Raw genomic sequence first — 17,515 nt, forward strand, 5'->3', positions numbered from 1 at the left:
CGGCCGGGTAATGCCCAGCAGTTCCGCGGCCTCCTGCGTCGTCAACACCGTCCGATGCGGCTCCACCGTCACCGCCTGCCCCCGATCCAGAGCCGTGACCGCGTCGACGAGTAACTCCCGGACACTGTCCGGCAACGGCACCGACCCAGCCGAGGTCGAGATCGACACCTCCTCAGAACCAGCGAGAACAGCTTTCAACGCTCCAAGCAGATCCCGATCATCGGCGGTCGGTGGCAACACCGTCTGTTTCATCCCAGGTGCCATACCCCAACGTAAAACGAAAAAAACGAACACGCAATGTTGTTGCGCACCGGGAAGAACTCACGCAAGGTTGCGCGACGATCGGCAGCATGCTCAATCACCAAGGCACACAGCACGATGTCGAATGATTGCAAACCCGAGCACCATCCGCAGCAGCGGCCGCAGAAACCATCGTGGCACCCACCCTTGCCCGGCCACGACGACTGTAGAAACATTTCGGTAGGCGGACACCGACTCGAGGTCGCGCGATGCCGGACTGCGACGTGCCCTCCCGCACCGCGCCGACGTGATCGGTCGGTGTGAGAGCTTCTCACGTGCGAATCCCGGTGATCGGTGGCCGACGCTACCGATCGGAGAAATCGTGACCAGCGAAACCACACCAGTCTCCATGCAGCGTGAACCGGAGCTGGCCGGGCAGACCGTCGTCCTCATCGGCGGCAGCGCAGGCATCGGGCTCGAAACAGCGCGACGCGCCCGGATGGAGGGTGCCGACGTGATCCTCACCGGACGCAATCCCGACCGGCTCGAGGCCGCAGCGGCAGACGTCGGCACCCAGCGCACGGCAGCGTACGACGCCAACGACCCGGCCGCACTGCCTCCGTTCACGGCGGCCCTCGCTCTCGAGCTCGCGCCGGTTCGCGTCAACCTCATCGCCGCCGGCTTCGTCGACACCCCGCTGTCGGCATCGCTGCTCGGTGATCGGCTCACCGAACGGCGGAACGAGTTGCGGACGAAGCTTCCGATCGGCCGGGTCGTCGGCCCTGCCGACGTCGCAGCCCTCGCCGTCCACATCATGAGCAACACGGCGCTCACCGGCGCGACGTACGACGTCAACGGCGGCCAGCAGTTCGTCTTCTGACGACCGCACGACGACAGACGCAGCGATACGCAGGACCTGTCCGATCGATCCCGACAAATCCCGAGAGGAAACCCATGAGCACCAACGAAGTTCACACCGACGAGGCAACCGGCAACGCGAATGTCGCGACCGTCGACATGAAGCTGGAGGTCGTCGTCCTCCCCGTCTCGGACGTCGACCGCGCCACCGAGTTCTACACCGGACTCGGCTGGAGGCAAGACGTCACACCGCCCGGCTCCGGCGTCGTCCAGTTCACTCCGCCAGGCTCCGACGCCTCGATTCACTTCGGCGCAGACCTCACCACGGCCGCACCCGGTTCGGCCAAGGGATACCTCATCGTCTCCGACATCGAGGTGGCCCGTGACCAGTTGGTCGCTGCCGGCATCGCGGTGAGCGTATTCCACCGCGGACCGGACGGGCCTGCAGACGGACCGGACCCCGACCGTCGCAGCTACTCCTCCCTGGCGTCGTTCAGCGACCCCGACGGCAATACCTGGCTGCTGCAGGAGGTCACAACCCGGCTTGCCGGGAGGATCGACACGGCCATCACGTCGTTCGGCTCCGCACGCGACCTCGCAACCGCGCTCCGGCGCGCGGCGGCCGCCCACGGCCGGCACGAAGAGCGCACCGGCGAGGAAGACCCGAACTGGCCCGACTGGTACGCCGAGTACATGGCCGCCGAGCAGTCCGGGGCAGAGCTACCCACGTGAGGAGCGGCGACCGGTAGCGGAGCGAGGTGTCATTCTCCGGACAGATCGACCGAAAGGTCGCGGACCTCGACTCCGGCGGAATCTCGACCTCGGCGATCAACTCCGGCCGGTCGTCGAATTCGAGGCGGAGGGCCCGGCATATCGTGGCGTGCATGTCGTAGAGGGTGGTGATGTAGGTCAGCTGCAGAATTTCGGGATCCGTCAGGTGGGCCTTCAGGACCGCGAACACCTCGTTCGGCACCCGGCCGCCGTCGTAGACGAGGCCGTCGGTGTAGGCCAGGACCGCCCGCTCGAGTGCGGAGAAGCAGTCGCTGACCTGCCAGTGCGGAGGGGCCGCGATCTTTTCGTCCGGCGCCCCGAGGGTGCGCATCTGCTTGCAGTGCTGGGAGAAGACGAACTGGCTTCCGCGTGCGTACCCGGCCCTGGCCTGCCCCAGTTCACGCAGCAGGGGGTCCAGGGTGACGTTGCGGTAGAGCGAGAACCCGCGGACGGCGTGCCGGAACACGTCCGGTGACTGGGCGAACACGGTCCACCAGTCGCCGGGGGTGGCGTGGATGGTGCCGTGATCGACGGCGGGATCCTTGTCGGGTCCGAACAGTCGGTCGTAGAAGAAGGGGATCTTCTCGTCGGTGACTTCGGCGCGGGGTACCTCACGGAGACGGGGCACGGTTGTTCCTTTCGGACGATGACGGTCAGGAGGCGGTGGGTACGCGCCGGTCGGCGGCGGTCTTCGGTTCGTGCGAGACGTCGGCTTCGGTGAACGTTCGCGTCCAGCAAGCGAATTCAAGAAGGACGCCATCCGGGTCCTGGAAGTAGAACGAGCGCACGAAGGTGCCCGGGTGCACGTGCCGGGACACGCCGGCGGAGCTGTCGTCGTAATTGAGGACCCGGCTGACCTCGATTCCCTCTGCCTGCATGCGGGTGTAGTACTCGTCGAACTGTTCCGGCGGCACCGCGAACGCGACGTCCCGCGGCCCGCATCCACCCTTGTCAGGAGCTCCGCTGAGGGTCTTGACTGAAACGTGGGTCTCGTTCGCTCACGACGACAGACAGGAATGATGCAGATGCCTACCCACAAGGCAGTTCACGTCCAGGCCCCCGGCGAGCCGCTGACACTCGTCGACGTCGAAACCGAATCGCCGCCGCGCGACCACGTTCGCATAGCCGTTTCGGCGTGCGGCGTATGCGGCACCGACCACGCGTTCGTCAGCGGCGCGTTCCCCGAGATGTCGTGGCCGTTGACGCTGGGACACGAGATCGCCGGAACCATAGCCGAACTCGGCGCCGGCGTCGACAACTACGCCGTCGGCGACCGCGTCGGGGTGGGTTGGTTCGGTGGGCACTGCAATCAGTGCATCCCGTGCCGCAGGGGGACCTTCATCTATTGCGAGAAGTTGCAGGTGCCGAGCTGGCAGTACCCCGGCGGATACGCCGAGTCCGTGACGGTTCCCGCCAACGCGCTTGCCCGGATTCCGAGCGAACTGTCCTTCACCGAGGCCGCGCCCCTGGGCTGTGCCGGGGTCACCACGTTCGACGCGCTGCGGAAGACACGGGCCGTTCCGGGTGACCGCGTCGCCATCCTGGGAATCGGCGGGCTCGGCCACCTCGGTGTGCAGTTCGCCCGGGCGATGGGCTTCGAGACGATTGCCATCGCTCGTGGCGCCGACAAAGCCGACGACGCTCGCCAGCTGGGCGCCCATCACTACGTCGACTCCACCGCCGGCGACGTCAGCGAAGCGTTACGCGCACTCGGTGGCGTGTCGGTGGTCCTGGGGACGGCGGCGAACTCGACGGCGATGGGTGCCGTGGTCGGTGGGCTGCTTCCGCTCGGTGAGCTCACAGTCGTCGGTGTCACACCCGACCCACTGCCGATCAGTCCCCTGCAGCTGATCACTCCCGGCGTCAACGTTACCGGTCACCCGTCCGGCACCGCCCGCGACGTCGAGGAGGCGATGCAATTCGCGGTCCTGTCCGGCGTGCGGGCACGGATCGAGGAGCGGCCCCTCAGCGAAGCCGCGGAGGCCTACGCCGCGATGGAGGCAGGGCGGGCACGCTACCGCATGGTCCTCACCATGTGACCGTTCCCGGGCTGATCGACCGTCTTCAGCGGAGTTCGTTGCCGCCCCGCCGCTCGACGCCCCAGGTGACGGAAGGTCCGTGGAGCTTCTCGTACGCCGCCTTTTCGGCGTCATGACGGGACGCCTTCTTCGGGTTTTCCAGATCTGGCGGCAGCCCGTGCCTCTCGAGGCGTCGAGATCGGTTCTGCGCCATGTACGACACCGCATAGAACACGGCGAGCAGCACTCCGAGCAGGACCATGGAGGCTCGCAGCCCGAGCGGTCCCGGGAACAGGAAGAACACGGCGAAGACCGGAACGAACGGGACCATGCTGCGGACGAGGTGCCGGGGAACGGCCCAGTCACCGACCAGGTCGTTGCGGACCCAGTCCTGCATGGAGTCGGGAAGTTTGCGGCCTACCGCGTAGCCCAGCCACTGTAGGGGGCCGGGCCGGGTTCGTTGTGTCTTTCGCGACATGACAACTACCTGTTCATGTTGTGCTGGAATCGTATTCGACATGGTTGTCCTCATTGATCGAGCGCGCCCGCTCTGAGTGCAGCCTGATTGACACGGGTGAGAACGTCGTGAAGTTCCTCGAGTTCGGCCAGGCTGACGCCGAGCTTTTCGATCACGGCGGGCGGAATCTTCACTGCTTCCGCGCGCAAGGCAGCACCGGCTTCGGTCAGTTCGACATCCAATTGTCTCTCGTCGGCCCGACTGCGGGTGCGCGTGATCAGTCCGGACGCCTCGAGGCGCTTGAGGAGCGGCGAGAGGGTGGGTGAATCGAGTTGCAGTGCGGTCCCGATCTCCTTGACCGCCATCGGGGCCTTTCCCCAGAGGGCGAGCATGACCAGATACTGCGGATGCGTCAGCCCCATCGGTTCGAGCAAGGGGCGGTAGACGGCGAGAACCGCCCGGTTCGCGATCGCAAGCGCGAAACACACCTGCCGGTCGAGAGCAAGTAGATCGTCACCGGCCTTACCCTGCTGCACGTCTGCGGTCATGCGACCAGGCTACCAGATTGATTCGTGCAATAACTAATATTGCACGAATCAATCTGGTGCTCGTCAAGGCAGACGCGCAACGAGGGCATCGAGGCCGGTTCGCGGGCCGGAGAAGAAGGGCGTTTCCAGCCGAACGTCCGGCGCGCGTCGGTGGCGCGAAGGTCTCGTATCATGTCGACTATCCGGCTCGGATCCGGAGCCTCGAAGGCGAGGATCCACTCGTAATCGCTCAACCCGAAGGAACTCACGGTGTTGGCGCGCACGTCCGGGTAGGCACGAGCCGCTCGGCCGTGCTCGGCGAGCTGCCGTCGTCGTTCGGCGTCCGGCAGCAGATACCATTCGAGCGATCGGTTGAACGGGTACACGCACACGAACTGCCCCGGCTCCTCATCGGCCACATATGCGGCGATATGGCTGCGGTTGAATTCGGCCGGCCTGTGGAGCGCGGCCGCACTCCAGACCGTCGTACACGCTTTCCCGAGTCGGCAGCGGCGAAAGCCCGCGTAGGCCGCCTGCAACCCTTCGACGGTGTCGGCATACGTCCAGATCATGAAGTCGGCGTCTCCACGCAATCCCGCGACGTCGTAGATTCCGCGGAGCACGACACCGGAGTCGGCGACTCCCTCGAAGTAGGCGTGGGCATCGTCCACCACCTCAGCGCGTACATCCGGAAGCGCGCCGGGAACCACCTGGAACACGGTGAACATCATGAACCGCACGCGTTGATTGAGTTCGACGAAGCGAGAGCCGGTCAAGGCAGGTCACCTCTCGACCGGGACGCCGACCAACGAGCCGTACTCCACCCAGGAGCCGTCGTAGTTCCGGACCTCGGGGTAGCCGAGCAGTTCGTGGAGCACGAACCAACTGTGCGCCGATCGCTCGCCGATTCGGCAATAGACGATGATGTCCCTCGTGTCGTCGAGACCGGCATCGGCATACAGGGCGCGGAGTTCGCCGTCGCCGAGGAAGGTGCCGTCGTCAGCGGCAGCCTTGGACCACGGCACGTTGACAGCGGTCGGGACGTGCCCAGGAACCTGGGGTTGTTCCTGTGGGAACTGCGCGGGAGCGAGGATCTTGCCGGAGAATTCGTCGGGAGACCGGACGTCGACGATGCTCTTCTTTCCGATCTGCTCGATCACCTCGTCGCGGTGCGCGCGGATTCCCGACACGGGCTCGGACGCCACGTAGTCGGTAGCCGGTCGAGAGACGATATCGCTCGACAACGGCCGGCCGTCGAGTTCCCACTTCTTGCGTCCGCCGTCGAGCAGCCGGACGTCGCGGTGGCCGTAGAGCTTGAAGTACCAGTACGCGTAGGCCGCGAACCAGTTGTTGTTCCCGCCGTAGAGGATCACCGTGTCGCCGTTGGCGATTCCCCGCTCGGACAGGAGTTTCTCGAACGATAGCCGGTCGATGAAGTCGCGGCGTACGGGATCTTGAAGGTCGCGTTTCCAGTCGATGCGGACGGCACCGTCGATGTGGTTCTTCTCGTACTGGGTGGTGTCCTCGTCCACCTCGACGAGGACGACGTCGGGGTCCTGCCCGTGTTCGACGACCCAGTCGGCGTCGACCAGGAAGTTGCTTCTGCTCATCGTTCATCCTTCACATCAGAAATCGGGGCGTGCACATATTATTAATGCACGATCTATTCGCCTACGCTACAGTTTCGCCCACACAGTCTCGACAGGAGCACCGGATGACAACACCGACGACCCGTCCTGCCCAAGCGAAGTCCCAGCGCCCAGAGGGGGCAATGGGCACAGGGCGATCGCGAGCCACTCAACGTGAACGAGAAGGTCAAGCAGGATGATGACGGCCTCAACGTGCGCAAACGGATCGAAGAGGTGTACTGCCGTACCGGTGTCGCCGGCATCGACCCCACCGATCGGCGAAGCCGGTTCCGCTGGTGGGGGCTGTACACCCAGCGCGCACCCGGCATCGACGGCGGCCGAACCGCCACGTTGCCGCCGGAAGAGCTCGAGGACGAGCACTTCATGCTCCGCATCCGCATCGATGGCGGAGCACTGACCACCGAACAGCTGCGCGTCGTCGGCGAAGTTTCCCGACTGTTCGCCCGCGACACCGCGGACCTCACCGACCGCCAGAACATTCAGCTGCACTGGATCAGGGCCGAGGACCTACCCGAAATCTGGCGGAGGCTCGAAGGGGTAGGCCTCACTACAGCCGAATCCGCAGGTGACACCCCGCGGGTGGTCCTCGGCTCGCCGATGGCAGGCATCGCCGTCGACGAGGTCCTCGACGCCACGCCCGCACTGCGCGAGATCACCCGCAGATTGATAGCGAACCCCGAATACTCCAATCTGCCGCGCAAGTTCAAGACCGCCATCTCCGGACTCCAGGACGTCGTCCACGAAATCAACGATGTCGCATTCATCGGCGTCGAACACCCGGAACACGGTCCAGGACTGGATGTCTGGGTCGGCGGCGGTCTGTCGACCAACCCTCGCATCGGCGAACGATTGGGCGCTTGGGTTCCGCTCGAGGACGTGCCCGACGTGTGGATCGGCATCGTCTCCCTCTTCCGTGACCACGGGTATAGACGTCTGCGGGCGAAGGCACGCCTGAAATTCCTCGTCGCGGACTGGGGTGTCGAGAAGTTCCGGGACGTGCTCGAGAAGGAGTACCTCGGACACCCGATGATCGATGGTCCGGCGCCCGAGCCGCTCGACGAGCCGCGCGACCACGTCGGGATCCAGCGGCAGAAGAACGGTCTCAACGCCGTGGGAATCGCACCTGTCGTCGGGAGAGTCGGAGGCACCATGCTCATCGACCTGGCGAGTGTTGCCGAATCCTCCGGATCCCGACGGGTCCGCATCACCCCGATGCAAAAGCTGGTGGTCCTCGACGTGCCCGACGAACGAATCGCCTCACTCCAATCCAGTCTCCACAGTCTCGGATTCCCGTCGCGTCCGTCACCCTGGCGACGCAGCACCATGGCATGCACCGGCATCGAATTCTGCAAATTCGGGATCGTCGAGACCAAGGCGCGGGCCGCCACCGTCATCTCGGAAATCGAGGACCGACTCGCCGACGTCCAGGATCAGCTCGACCACCCGATCACGTTGCACCTCAACGGGTGCCCCAACTCCTGCGCTCGCATTCAGGTCGCCGACATCGGCCTCAAGGGCATGATCGTCACCGACGCGAACTCCGAACAGGTCGAGGGATTCCAGGTTCATCTCGGCGGCAGCCTCGGGCTGGACACGAGCTTCGGGCGCAAACTGCGCGGCCACAAGCTACCCGCCACCGATGTGGCCGACTACGTCGAGCGCATAGTTCGACGCTATGTGGCCGACCGTTCTCGCTCCGAGAAGTTCGCGAACTGGGTCCACCGCGCCACCGACGCCGACCTCACATGATCCGGCACCGCCCCGGCATCCTCGAGATCGACAGCTACGTTCCCGGTGACTCCGGAAACTCCCTGAGACCAGTAGCGAGGCTCGCTTCGAACGAATCACCCTTTCCCCCGGACGACAGGGTGGTGGCGGCGATCCGCGCGAGCATCGCCCGGGTCAATCGGTATCCGGACTTCGAGAGCGGGGAACTGACCGAGGCCCTCGCCGGTCGGTGGCACCTGTCCCCCGATCAGGTGAGCGTCGACAGCGGGTCCAGCAGCCTCCTGCGCAACATCGTCACCGCGTGCGCCGGCCCCGGAACTGAAATCGTCTACGGATGGCCTTCCTTCTCGAGCTACGAGCACAGCGCGCTGCTCGCGGGAGCGACACCGATTCGAGTCGCGCTCACGCCCGACCACCGCCTCGATCTCGCGCGCATCCTCGCCGCAATAAACGACCGCACTCGGGTGGTGATTCTGTGCCTGCCCAACAACCCGACCGGCACCACCGTCGACCACACCGCGGTCGAGGCGTTCATGGAGGCGGTACCCGAAGACCTGCTGATCGTCCTCGACGAGTGCTATCGCGAGTTCGTCACCGATCCCAACGCTGCGAGCGGCCCCAGACTCCTCGGACGATTCCCGAACGTCGTCGTGCTCAAGTCGCTGTCGAAGTCCGCGGGATTGGCGGGACTGCGGATCGGCTATGCCCTGTCGTCCCCCGATGTCGGCTCCCTATTGCGTGCCGTACGCATCCCGTTCTCCGTTTCCACGGTGGCTCAGGCGGCAGCCCTGGCGTGTCTCCAACCCTCGGTGACGGCTGCCCTCGAATCGCGCATCACGGCGACGGTGTCCGAGCGGAGGCGCATGTACGACACTCTGACAGGTGCGGGGATCGAGGTAGTTCCCAGTCAGGCGAACTTCCTGTTCCTCCCCCACCAACACAGTGCACCGGAGAAGGTACGAGTCCTGGCGCAGGACGGTGCATTTGTCCGGCTGGCGGGACCGCGGGAAATCAGAATCTCGGTAGGCAGCAGGAGAGAGAACGATCACCTACTCTCGTGCATCGGCCCTTTGACCGTTGGGACACGGAAGTCGTCACCTTCCGAATCCCACCTCACATGATCTTCTCGTCAGGCCATCTCGGGGACGTGCAAATGGGCGATCGCCAACTCGAATTCCCCCACCTCGAGGAGCCGAGCGCCCGACTCGCACATTTCCGACGTTCCGAGGCTCTCGGCCACTTCCCCGGTACCGCCCATCGCCGGGGCGCTGTCGAAGGTCATCGAAGACACTATCCGGCCGGCGGCCGGATCGACGAGCAGACTCGCGCTGCAGAAGCCTGCGACCTCGTGCATGGCGGGCAGCGATGACATCTTGTACACGTCGATCACACGGTCCAGGTGACCCGGCTCGACCTCGAGCCACGCGACCCGCACCCAGGCGCCTTGATGTGACCGATGGTCGCGGTGCAGGGCCGCGATGTCCCAACGCGCGACGGTAGCGGTGGCGTGGAAAACCTCCGCCATGCGGTCACGCAGCTGTCGAACAGGTGCTTCGCTTGCGCGCAGAGCCTCGTCGTCCGTCCAGGAACTGGTGGCGATGCACCGGCCGGAACCTCGGTCGACCAGCAGGGACATTCCGGCGGATCCTGCGATGTCGGCAAGCGCGGGCATCACGGTGTCGCGCACATGCTTGATCCCCTCGTCGATGAACGACGGGTGCGCATCAAAGGTGGAAGAGCGTGCATACACGATGGGCCTCCTTCTCCTCGGGCGGCGCCGCGCGGCGCCGACGTCCAATCCCCATCTCCCACACTCCTCCCCCTACGCGGGCGAGACAATGATATCGACAGGGACAGACGAAATCCCGGGCGCCTACTTCTGCCGTGTGGAGGGTTCACCCTCGGTGGAAATGGAGGGCTCGCCCTCGGTGTAAATGGAGGGCTCGCCCTCGGCAAGTGCGGTCGCGTGGTCGATGACCACTCGCTTCCACCACGAATCGAGCGGGCTCGGGTCCGGCCATACCACCGCGTCGGCGGTGAGCGACGACGTGGTTTCGCGGGGGAGGCTCGTTTCCGTTCCGATGATCTTTTCGGGATCGGCCTGGATACCGCCCACCGCCCCCTGTTGCGTCAACTTGCCTGCGCGTGTCGGCGGGGAGGGAGTTGGGCGACCAACTGCTCCCACTCGTCGAATCGAGCGGTGTCGGCCCTGCGCGGTCGGGGTGACGGGCCTGCCGCCAACTCGACCAGGCTCCGGGCAGCGCCGAGGACGGTGAGGTGATGGCGTCGTGCAACGTCGAGAAGTTCGTCGAACGCCTGGGCGTCGGTGCAGCCGCGGCCTGCAATCAGAATGCCCTTGGCCGTACCGAGCAGTTCTCGGCCATCGGGGCGCCTTCGCGGAATCAGGCGCGTCGGGCTGGGGACTGGAGTGAGGGATGGGTCGGTGCTGTCCTCGATCATTCCGCGTAACTCCTTCGTTCTCGTGCATCTGCCGCCGGTGTGCCGACGATCCCGTCCGGACGCAAAATGTGAGTCATGTCACTGTCGATGCACGATCAGTTCTAGCGGACCGAGCCGCACCTGTCATCTAGACACATGTCCAGCTCCAAAGGCGTTTGCCCTGATGAAACGGCACGCGGTGCGATTCGCGACTAACATCGCGATACCAACTTGTGACCTGTACCACACAGTAGCGTTATCTCGAGGCGAGATTGCACCGGCTTGGACACCATTTCGACCCACGAGCACGACACGGTCACGCGACCGGGGACTGCGTTAACGAACGCCATCAGATAGTGGCCACCAACAGGTCCTCGCCGCTCGACGGACGCAGGCCGTCGGTGCGGTCCGGCACGATCGACGACCCCGACGAGATCGGTGGGCAGTAGGAACGACATGGCCACCGTCGAACCGGGAGCCAGACCGGCGAGCTGGCGCAGGGTGGCGGCTTTCGTGAGGTACATGGTGACGCCGGTGGAGACGACGACCGCGGGCCGGCCGGGATCAAAGCCCGCCGCGAAGCCACTCCGACCACGACTCGTTCGCCCCGAATCCACCAAAATGGCGTCCATCTCTCGATCCATTGTTCAGATGAAAATGGACGGTTGTCAAATTTCAATATGTGAGAATATTCCGATTTGGTGAAACACCTCGAGATCGCGAACGCGATAAATGAAGTAAGCGGCGATCGACGATCCCGTGGATTTTCATCACCAGCACAGGAGTGAATTCCGATGGGTTCTGCAGGGATCGACTTCAACGTCGCATTCGAGGCGTTCCTGAAGTGGCTGAGCCTCACCTTCGGCGGCGGATTCGGACTGGGCTGACCAGCGGAGAGATCCGACAAGCGATGGCCAGGCTCACCTGGGGACAGCCTGGCCATCACCCTGATCTGTGCGTATGAACATTTCGGCTGCGGAGTCACGCCACCTAAAGGACTCGGACGCAAATAATCCGAAATTCACCATTACTGCGCGTGGAAAGAATTCGACCGTCGCGTCAGTGACTTCACGCGCGATCGCCGGGCATTCCTGCGCCACCGAAGCGGGGCTGTTTTTTCTCTCCGCGAAAGAAAGGCTCACGCGCGGCGTGATTGACGAGGGGTTCGCGCGGTCGAGCAGCGGGGAGCGACCGGTCGGCCTGTTTCGTCGCATGATCCCGCACCGAAATGCCCAGTCACTTCGGGCTTTTGACCGATTGAAGATCAGTCGTTGGGGGTAGTCGGGTTCGGTGCGGTTTGCGTCGAGCGACGAATGCCGTCCGGGTGAAGGGAGTCGACAACGATGACCACAGCAGGAGGGGGCCCGAGCTCGAGCAGCCTGGCCGACGTCATCGACACCATTCTGGACAAGGGCCTGGTCATCGACGCCTACGTACGGGTCTCGCTGGTCGGGATCGAACTGCTCACCATCGACGCCCGCATCGTGGTCGCCAGCGTCGACACCTACCTGCGGTTCGCCGAAGCGGCGAACCGGCTCGCGATCGGCAGCGAACCCAAGGGCCTGACCGATCTCGTTTCCGACGTCAAGGGCAGCGGCAGCACGAAGTCCAAGACGAAGGGCGTACTCGAGGGAGTGGGCGAAACGCTCAGCGAGCTGCTCGACGGATCGGGCAGCAAACGCGAACCCGCACCACGCGGGAAGTGAATTTGTATCCGGATAGACCGACCCTCGACGGTGAAACCTGTTCGGGGGGACCGGTCGGTCCGTGACATCGGCCGCCTGATCGACTACAAATGAGACACTTGCTCGTCGCTGTCGGGGGCCGCGAGTTACACCAATCCACTCCAGCGCGATCTTTTGGGGAACCAACACTTTTCCTCTAGGCACGCCTTGTTACCGGGGAGGCGACCGCATGAGCACATCGCGGTCCTCGCAGCCACGATCGGATGCCTACTGGCAACAGCAGGTGGTTGCAGAACTCCGTCCGCACCGAGGTTCGGAGACCCGGCCGCAGGCGCCCATCAACCGGCCCACCCTCGCCGACCATGGCCAGGCGGGCGGGGTGCCGATGGAGCGGACCTACACCGTGGACGGCGCGAGGTGCCGGCCGAGATAGGCGGCGGTGGCGGAGTCGGCCGTCTCGGCGACGATCGCCGGCTGACCCGAGGCGATGATGCGGCCGCCGTTGTCTCCGCCGCCGGGCCCGAGATCGATCATCCAGTCCGCCGAGGCGATGACCGACATGTCGTGTTCGACCAGGACGACGGTGTTCTCCGCCGCGACGAGACGGCGCAGCACCACCATGAGTCGGTCCACGTCGGCGGGGTGCAGTCCGGTGGTGGGTTCGTCGAGCACGTAGAGCGTGTGCCCGGATCGGACGCGCTGCAGTTCGCTGGCCAGCTTGACGCGTTGCGCCTCCCCACCCGACAGCGTGGTGGCGGATTGGCCGAGCCGCAGATATCCGAGACCCACCTCCACCAGCATGTCCAGGCTCTTCTTCGCGGCCGGGACGTGGTTCAGGAAGTCCCGGGCATCGTCGACGGTCATCGCGAGGACGTCGGCGATCGACCGGCCGTCGACCAGAATCTCGAGGGTCTCCGCGTTGTAGCGTGCGCCGGTGCAGGCCGGGCACGGCGCGGAGGCCTCGGGCAGGAACAGCATGCCGATGGTGATCACACCGGCGCCCTCGCACTCGTCGCAGCGGCCACCGGTGACGTTGAACGAGAATCGGCCAGGACTGTATCCGCGCTCGCGGGCGGTAGGGTGTCCAGCGAAGAGTTTCCGGATCACGTCGAAGAGTCCGGTGTAGGTGGCGAGATTCGAGCGCGGAGTCCGCCCGATCGGGGTCTGGTCCACCCGCACAAGTCGGTTGATGTGTCCGAGCCCGTGGGACGACACGACCGTCGGCTCGATGGTGTCGCGGCCGTCGGCCAGGACGGCCGTGGAGTCGTCGGTGTCGTCGCTCACGGTGTCGGGTCCGGGTTCGTCGTCGACGCCGAGGTGCCGGGCGATGACGTCCGTGAGCACACGGCTGACGAGCGTGGATTTGCCCGAGCCGGACACGCCGGTGACCGCGGTGAGCACCCCGAGCGGGATCCGGACGCTCAGATCCCGCAGATTGTGCATCGTGATTCCGGAGAGTTCGATCCACGTGCCCGGCTGTGCGGGGTCCGGGTAGTTGCCCGATTGTTCGAAAAGGTATCGGCGGGTGACGGATTCGGCGATCGAAGCGAGACCGTCCACCGGGCCGCTGTAGAGGACCTTCCCGCCGTGCTCCCCGGCATCGGGGCCGACGTCGACTATCCAGTCCGCCGCCCGGACGACGTCGAGGTTGTGTTCGATGACGAAGACGGAGTTACCTGCCGCGCGAAGCCGCCGCACGGCAGCGACCAGCGCCTCGGTATCGGCGGGGTGCAGGCCCGCGGACGGCTCGTCGAGGACGTACAGGACGCCGAACAGGCCTGACTGCAGCTGGGTGGCCAGCCGCAGGCGCTGAAGCTCCCCCGGCGACAGGGTGGTGGTCGATCGGCCGAGACTCAGGTATCCCAGTCCGAGCTCGGACAACCCCCGGAGACGTCCGAGTAGGTTGTCCACCAACGCCTCCGATGCTCGATCGGTGGCGTCGTCTGCGGAGGCATCGTGGGAGGCGACGGCGGTTTCGAGAACCGTGGCCAGATCGGCCAGTGGCAGTTCGGTCGCGTCGGCGATGTCGAGGCCGGCGAACCGCACCGCCAATGCCTCGGGTCGCAGCCGCTTGCCGTCGCATGCGCTGCAGGGGCGGGAGACCAGGTATCGCGAGACCTTCGCCCGCTGGGTTGCGCTCTTCGTCGTCGCGAAGGTGTGCAGGACGTAGGTGCGGGCGCTCGAGAACGTTCCCTGGTAGTCGCGCACCATCTTGCCCGGGTCGCGGATCGGTGACACCGTGACCGTGGGCTGCTCGTCGGTGGTGAGGATCCACTCACGTTGGTCTGCAGGGAGTTCCGACCAGGGGCGGTCCACATCGATCCCGAGGGTGTCGAGGATGTCGCGGTAGTTCTTCCCCAGCCAAGCACCGGGCCAGGCGGCGACGGCACCGTCGCGGATACTGCGGCTCGGGTCGGGGACCAGGGCGTCGACGTCGACGTCGTGGGTGCGTCCGAGGCCGTGGCAGGTCGGGCATCCCCCTTCCGGTGTGTTCGGCGAGAAGGCGTTCGAGTCGAGGATGTCGGCGTCCTGAGGGTAGGTGCCGGCCCTGGAGAACAGCATGCGCAGCACGTTGGAGATGTGGGTGAGGGTGCCGACCGACGATCTGGCGGACGTGTGACCGCGGGCCTGCTGCAACGCGACCGCCGGGGGAAGCCCGGTGATGTCCCCCACCCTGGGCGCTCCGACCTGATCCATCAATCGGCGCGCGTACGGGGTGACGGACTCGAGAAAACGTCGTTGCGCTTCGGCGTAGATGGTGCCGAAGGCCAACGACGACTTGCCCGATCCCGACACCCCGGTGAACGCGACGATGCAGTCCCGGGGAATGAACACATCGACGTGGGCGAGGTTGTGTTCGCTGGCATCGAACACCTCGATGCCGGCGAATTCCCGGGCGCGCGATGGTTCGGCCGGCGGTCCGGGATCGAGTGTCGGCACAACTGCTCCAGGTGTCGGTTCGTGCTCGGGCAGGTCGGGTCCCAGTCTTCCTCGAGGGGTACAACCACTGCCCCTTTGGTGGGTCCGGTCAGACGATGTTCGTCTCGCCTGCGCCGATACCGGTTTGCGCGAAGCGGCCGAGGGTGAACGAACTGATGTCGTAGCCCGGCTCCCTGCCGTGGTAGAGGTCGCGCACGATCTCACCGGTCGCCGGTCCCATCAGGAAGCCGTGGCCGGAGTAACCGGTGGCGATGAGCAGGCCCTCCACCTCGGTGGATCGGTCGATGATCTGGTTACGGTCGGGAGTGACCTCGTAGAGTCCGGCCCAGCCGGTGCTGATGCCGTAATCCAGAACAGCCGGCACCCGGGTCTCCGCGATCGCGCCGAGACCCATCAGCCAGTCCTCGAGTTCGAACCTGAGGTTGAATCCCTCGGGCTCGTTCGGGTCGGACCAGCCCAGCAACAGACCCTTGCCTTCGGGATGGAAATAGAAGTTCGAGGGAAAGTCGATGGTCAGCGACGGCGAGAAGTCGGGCAGCTCGGACAGCGGCTCGGTGAACGCGATCTGCCGGCGGACGGGGACCACGGGGATGTGCACCCCGACCATGGTGCCGATCTCCGCCGACCACGCCCCGGCGGCGCAGACCACGGTGCGCGTCGCGATACGTCCGTGTTCGGTGACCACGGCGGTGATGGTGCCGCCCGTGCTCTCGATGTCGGTGACCGCGCAGTGCCGGATGATGCGGGCACCGTGGCGACGGGCGGCCGCGGCGTACCCCATCACCACCGATTCCGGGGTGGCCTTGCCGTCCTCGGGGGACCAGGAGGCGGCGAGGAGCCCGTCGGTGCTGATGAGCGGCGAGATCTTCTTCGCCTCGTCGGGCGTGATCATCCGGCTCGGAACACCGTGCCGGTTCTGCAGCGCCACGCTTTCGGTGAAGATGTCGACGTTGGTCTGGTCCGAGAGAAGGTAGAGGTAGCCGTCGCGGCCGAAGTCGATCTCCTGGCCGTAGTCCTGGGCGAACCGCGAATACACCTCGAGGCCGCGCAGACCGATCGCGATGTTGGCCTCGTTGCTGAACGACGCACGGACGCCGCCGGCGGCCTTACAGGTCGAGCCGCAGGCCAACTCGTCCTTTTCCAGAAGGACGACATCGGAGACCCCGGATTCGGCGAGGTGGAACGCGATACTGGCGCCGATGACGCCGCCGCCGATCACGACGACGGACGCCTGCTCGGGGAGTTCCTTGCTCATGTCGCTTCTTCTTTCCTGAAGAGTGATCATGTTATGCCGGACCGTCTTCTAGAACGCCGCGTTCCGTTGAGCCCGTCCACGCAAGGCCTGCCGAGTAGCGGGCGCCCATTGCCACGGCTACAGCCACCACGCTGCCGGCGTTGGCGATGAAGTCCGGGACGACGGTCACGCCGCGGCCGTCCAGCACCGCCTGCGCCTCGGGGTTGCTCGGCAGGTTCGCGCCTTCGACGACGATCCTGGCGGGCAATGTCCGGGCGAGATCGGCGTCGATGACGTCCTGCAATGCCGCCGGGATCAGGACGTCCGCCGTCACCGAGAGTTCTTCCCCGGCGGCGAGCGGCTTGGCGTCGGAGTACTCGTCGACCAGGCCGTCACCGTATTGTTCGCGCAGGTCGAGCAGGGTGGCGACGTCGAGGCCGCCCGGGTTGTGGATGCCACCCCGCGACGTCGAGACGGCGACGACGGTGGCGCCCAGTTCGGCGAGCCGTTTCGCGCTCGCCGCTCCGACCCGCCCTGTCGGACGCACTGCTCCGCCAGCAGCGCCTGACGCGGGACGCGGCCGCTGTCGGCGACGAACGCCCACCATGACCGCGGGCTTCACGACCTGATCCTGGACGCCGCCGACAACAGCCGGGCCCGCGCGATCGTCAAGAATCTGCGCGAGACCACCCGGCTACTCGGGGCCAACACCGCCGACAAGACCAGAACCCTCACCGACATCGACGACGAGCACACACCCGTCATCGACGCAATCATCGCCGGTCAACCCGACGAGGCAGAAGCCGCAATGCGCAAGCACCTCGAAAACACCGGACGCCTGCTCGTCGCCCAGGCCCTCCGCACCGAGGCGTCCGATCGGTCCGTCGACGAGATCTGGTCTGCCGTCGTCTGACCTCCACCCGTGAGTACTTGTCAACGTCCGGCGGTTAACAAGTACTCACGGGTGCG

The 17,515-nt window shown here is 65.5% G+C and carries 14 protein-coding genes and 7 pseudogenes; 7 read left to right on the plus strand and 14 right to left on the minus strand.

What is annotated here, in order from left to right; translation table 11 throughout:
* Positions 1-264, minus strand: a pseudogene (locus MLGJGCBP_RS39900) (helix-turn-helix domain-containing protein); the annotation flags it as partial.
* 358 nt (positions 265-622) lie between these two features.
* On the opposite strand from MLGJGCBP_RS39900, the gene MLGJGCBP_RS39905 reads away from it, so the two are divergent.
* Positions 623-1,120, plus strand: a complete 498-nt coding sequence (locus tag MLGJGCBP_RS39905) for an SDR family oxidoreductase (protein ID WP_201453329.1) — start codon at positions 623-625, stop codon at positions 1,118-1,120.
* A 74-nt stretch (positions 1,121-1,194) separates the two neighbouring features.
* Positions 1,195-1,830, plus strand: coding sequence for a VOC family protein (locus tag MLGJGCBP_RS39910; protein ID WP_160102810.1), 636 nt, complete (start codon positions 1,195-1,197; stop codon positions 1,828-1,830).
* Between the two features lie 29 nt (positions 1,831-1,859).
* Here MLGJGCBP_RS39910 and MLGJGCBP_RS39915 read toward each other — a convergent pair.
* Both MLGJGCBP_RS39915 and MLGJGCBP_RS39920 read right to left on the minus strand, forming a co-directional pair.
* Positions 1,860-2,497: pseudogene (locus tag MLGJGCBP_RS39915) on the minus strand (carboxymuconolactone decarboxylase family protein).
* 25 nt (positions 2,498-2,522) lie between these two features.
* Positions 2,523-2,795: pseudogene (locus MLGJGCBP_RS39920) on the minus strand (VOC family protein); the annotation flags it as partial.
* A 99-nt stretch (positions 2,796-2,894) separates the two neighbouring features.
* Between MLGJGCBP_RS39920 and MLGJGCBP_RS39925 the strand changes: the two are divergent.
* The gene (locus MLGJGCBP_RS39925; protein WP_160102812.1) at positions 2,895-3,908 is read left to right on the plus strand and encodes an alcohol dehydrogenase catalytic domain-containing protein; all 1,014 of its coding nucleotides are present in this window, start codon (positions 2,895-2,897) and stop codon (positions 3,906-3,908) included.
* A 25-nt stretch (positions 3,909-3,933) separates the two neighbouring features.
* On the opposite strand, the gene MLGJGCBP_RS39930 is transcribed toward MLGJGCBP_RS39925, so the two are convergent.
* From MLGJGCBP_RS39930 to MLGJGCBP_RS39945, 4 genes and pseudogenes are all read right to left on the minus strand, one after another.
* The gene (locus MLGJGCBP_RS39930; protein ID WP_087560690.1) at positions 3,934-4,365 is read right to left on the minus strand and encodes a DUF5313 family protein; all 432 of its coding nucleotides are present in this window, start codon (positions 4,363-4,365) and stop codon (positions 3,934-3,936) included.
* A 50-nt stretch (positions 4,366-4,415) separates the two neighbouring features.
* Complete coding sequence (locus MLGJGCBP_RS39935; protein ID WP_087560691.1) at positions 4,416-4,892, minus strand: MarR family winged helix-turn-helix transcriptional regulator; 477 nt, start codon at positions 4,890-4,892, stop codon at positions 4,416-4,418.
* A 63-nt stretch (positions 4,893-4,955) separates the two neighbouring features.
* A pseudogene (hemQ, locus tag MLGJGCBP_RS39940) lies at positions 4,956-5,602 on the minus strand (hydrogen peroxide-dependent heme synthase).
* A gap of 51 nt (positions 5,603-5,653) precedes the next feature.
* A complete protein-coding gene (locus MLGJGCBP_RS39945; protein ID WP_160102814.1) occupies positions 5,654-6,481 on the minus strand; it encodes a sulfurtransferase in 828 nt (275 codons plus the stop codon).
* A 104-nt stretch (positions 6,482-6,585) separates the two neighbouring features.
* Between MLGJGCBP_RS39945 and MLGJGCBP_RS39950 the strand changes: the two are divergent.
* Together MLGJGCBP_RS39950 and hisC are read left to right on the plus strand one after the other, a co-directional pair.
* Positions 6,586-8,269, plus strand: a pseudogene (locus MLGJGCBP_RS39950) (nitrite/sulfite reductase).
* Complete coding sequence (gene hisC, locus MLGJGCBP_RS39955; protein WP_160102816.1) at positions 8,266-9,369, plus strand: histidinol-phosphate transaminase; 1,104 nt, start codon at positions 8,266-8,268, stop codon at positions 9,367-9,369. Before MLGJGCBP_RS39950 ends, hisC begins: the two are co-directional and overlap by 4 nt.
* 8 nt (positions 9,370-9,377) lie before the next feature.
* Here the strand turns inward: hisC and MLGJGCBP_RS39960 are convergent, their stop codons facing one another.
* The 4 genes and pseudogenes from MLGJGCBP_RS39960 to MLGJGCBP_RS52440 form a co-directional block, all read right to left on the minus strand.
* Complete coding sequence (locus tag MLGJGCBP_RS39960) at positions 9,378-9,998, minus strand: hypothetical protein (RefSeq protein WP_160102818.1); 621 nt, start codon at positions 9,996-9,998, stop codon at positions 9,378-9,380.
* 123 nt (positions 9,999-10,121) lie between these two features.
* Positions 10,122-10,382: a hypothetical protein gene (locus MLGJGCBP_RS39965; protein WP_160102820.1), complete on the minus strand. Its 261-nt coding sequence runs from the start codon at positions 10,380-10,382 to the stop codon at positions 10,122-10,124.
* Positions 10,379-10,708 (minus strand): ANTAR domain-containing protein, encoded by a 330-nt coding sequence (locus tag MLGJGCBP_RS39970; RefSeq protein WP_087560696.1) that lies wholly within the window; start codon positions 10,706-10,708, stop codon positions 10,379-10,381. The genes MLGJGCBP_RS39965 and MLGJGCBP_RS39970 overlap by 4 nt, the downstream gene beginning before the upstream one ends.
* Positions 10,709-11,115: 407 nt before the next feature.
* A pseudogene (locus tag MLGJGCBP_RS52440) lies at positions 11,116-11,262 on the minus strand (class I SAM-dependent methyltransferase); the annotation flags it as partial.
* A 768-nt stretch (positions 11,263-12,030) separates the two neighbouring features.
* Here MLGJGCBP_RS52440 and gvpJ point away from each other — a divergent pair.
* Positions 12,031-12,393 (plus strand): gas vesicle protein GvpJ, encoded by a 363-nt coding sequence (gene gvpJ, locus MLGJGCBP_RS39975; protein WP_087560697.1) that lies wholly within the window; start codon positions 12,031-12,033, stop codon positions 12,391-12,393.
* A 375-nt stretch (positions 12,394-12,768) separates the two neighbouring features.
* On the opposite strand, the gene uvrA is transcribed toward gvpJ, so the two are convergent.
* The 3 genes from uvrA to MLGJGCBP_RS39990 all read right to left on the minus strand — a co-directional run bounded on the left by uvrA (position 12,769) and on the right by MLGJGCBP_RS39990 (position 17,093).
* Positions 12,769-15,312: an excinuclease ABC subunit UvrA gene (gene uvrA / locus MLGJGCBP_RS39980; RefSeq protein ID WP_160102822.1), complete on the minus strand. Its 2,544-nt coding sequence runs from the start codon at positions 15,310-15,312 to the stop codon at positions 12,769-12,771.
* 88 nt (positions 15,313-15,400) lie between these two features.
* Complete coding sequence (locus tag MLGJGCBP_RS39985) at positions 15,401-16,567, minus strand: NAD(P)/FAD-dependent oxidoreductase (protein ID WP_160102824.1); 1,167 nt, start codon at positions 16,565-16,567, stop codon at positions 15,401-15,403.
* A 31-nt stretch (positions 16,568-16,598) separates the two neighbouring features.
* Complete coding sequence (locus MLGJGCBP_RS39990) at positions 16,599-17,093, minus strand: hypothetical protein (RefSeq protein WP_236581648.1); 495 nt, start codon at positions 17,091-17,093, stop codon at positions 16,599-16,601.
* Between MLGJGCBP_RS39990 and MLGJGCBP_RS39995 the strand changes: the two are divergent.
* Positions 17,075-17,459: pseudogene (locus tag MLGJGCBP_RS39995) on the plus strand (FCD domain-containing protein); the annotation flags it as partial. The gene MLGJGCBP_RS39990 and the pseudogene MLGJGCBP_RS39995 overlap by 19 nt on opposite strands.
* Positions 17,460-17,515 lie beyond the last annotated feature (56 nt).

It is taken from the genome of Rhodococcus sp. T7 (assembly GCF_009872365.1).
Classification (GTDB): domain Bacteria; phylum Actinomycetota; class Actinomycetes; order Mycobacteriales; family Mycobacteriaceae; genus Rhodococcus_F.

Coding starts and splice junctions, on each gene's coding strand:
- MLGJGCBP_RS39910 (WP_160102810.1), top strand. CDS start 1,195: ATGAGCACCAACGAAGTTCACACCGACGAGGCAACCGGCAACGCGAAT.
- MLGJGCBP_RS39925 (WP_160102812.1), top strand. CDS start 2,895: ATGCCTACCCACAAGGCAGTTCACGTCCAGGCCCCCGGCGAGCCGCTG.
- MLGJGCBP_RS39930 (WP_087560690.1), bottom strand. CDS start 4,365: ATGTCGCGAAAGACACAACGAACCCGGCCCGGCCCCCTACAGTGGCTG.
- MLGJGCBP_RS39935 (WP_087560691.1), bottom strand. CDS start 4,892: ATGACCGCAGACGTGCAGCAGGGTAAGGCCGGTGACGATCTACTTGCT.
- MLGJGCBP_RS39945 (WP_160102814.1), bottom strand. CDS start 6,481: ATGAGCAGAAGCAACTTCCTGGTCGACGCCGACTGGGTCGTCGAACAC.
- hisC (WP_160102816.1), top strand. CDS start 8,266: ATGATCCGGCACCGCCCCGGCATCCTCGAGATCGACAGCTACGTTCCC.
- MLGJGCBP_RS39970 (WP_087560696.1), bottom strand. CDS start 10,708: ATGATCGAGGACAGCACCGACCCATCCCTCACTCCAGTCCCCAGCCCG.
- gvpJ (WP_087560697.1), top strand. CDS start 12,031: ATGACCACAGCAGGAGGGGGCCCGAGCTCGAGCAGCCTGGCCGACGTC.
- MLGJGCBP_RS39985 (WP_160102824.1), bottom strand. CDS start 16,567: ATGAGCAAGGAACTCCCCGAGCAGGCGTCCGTCGTCGTGATCGGCGGC.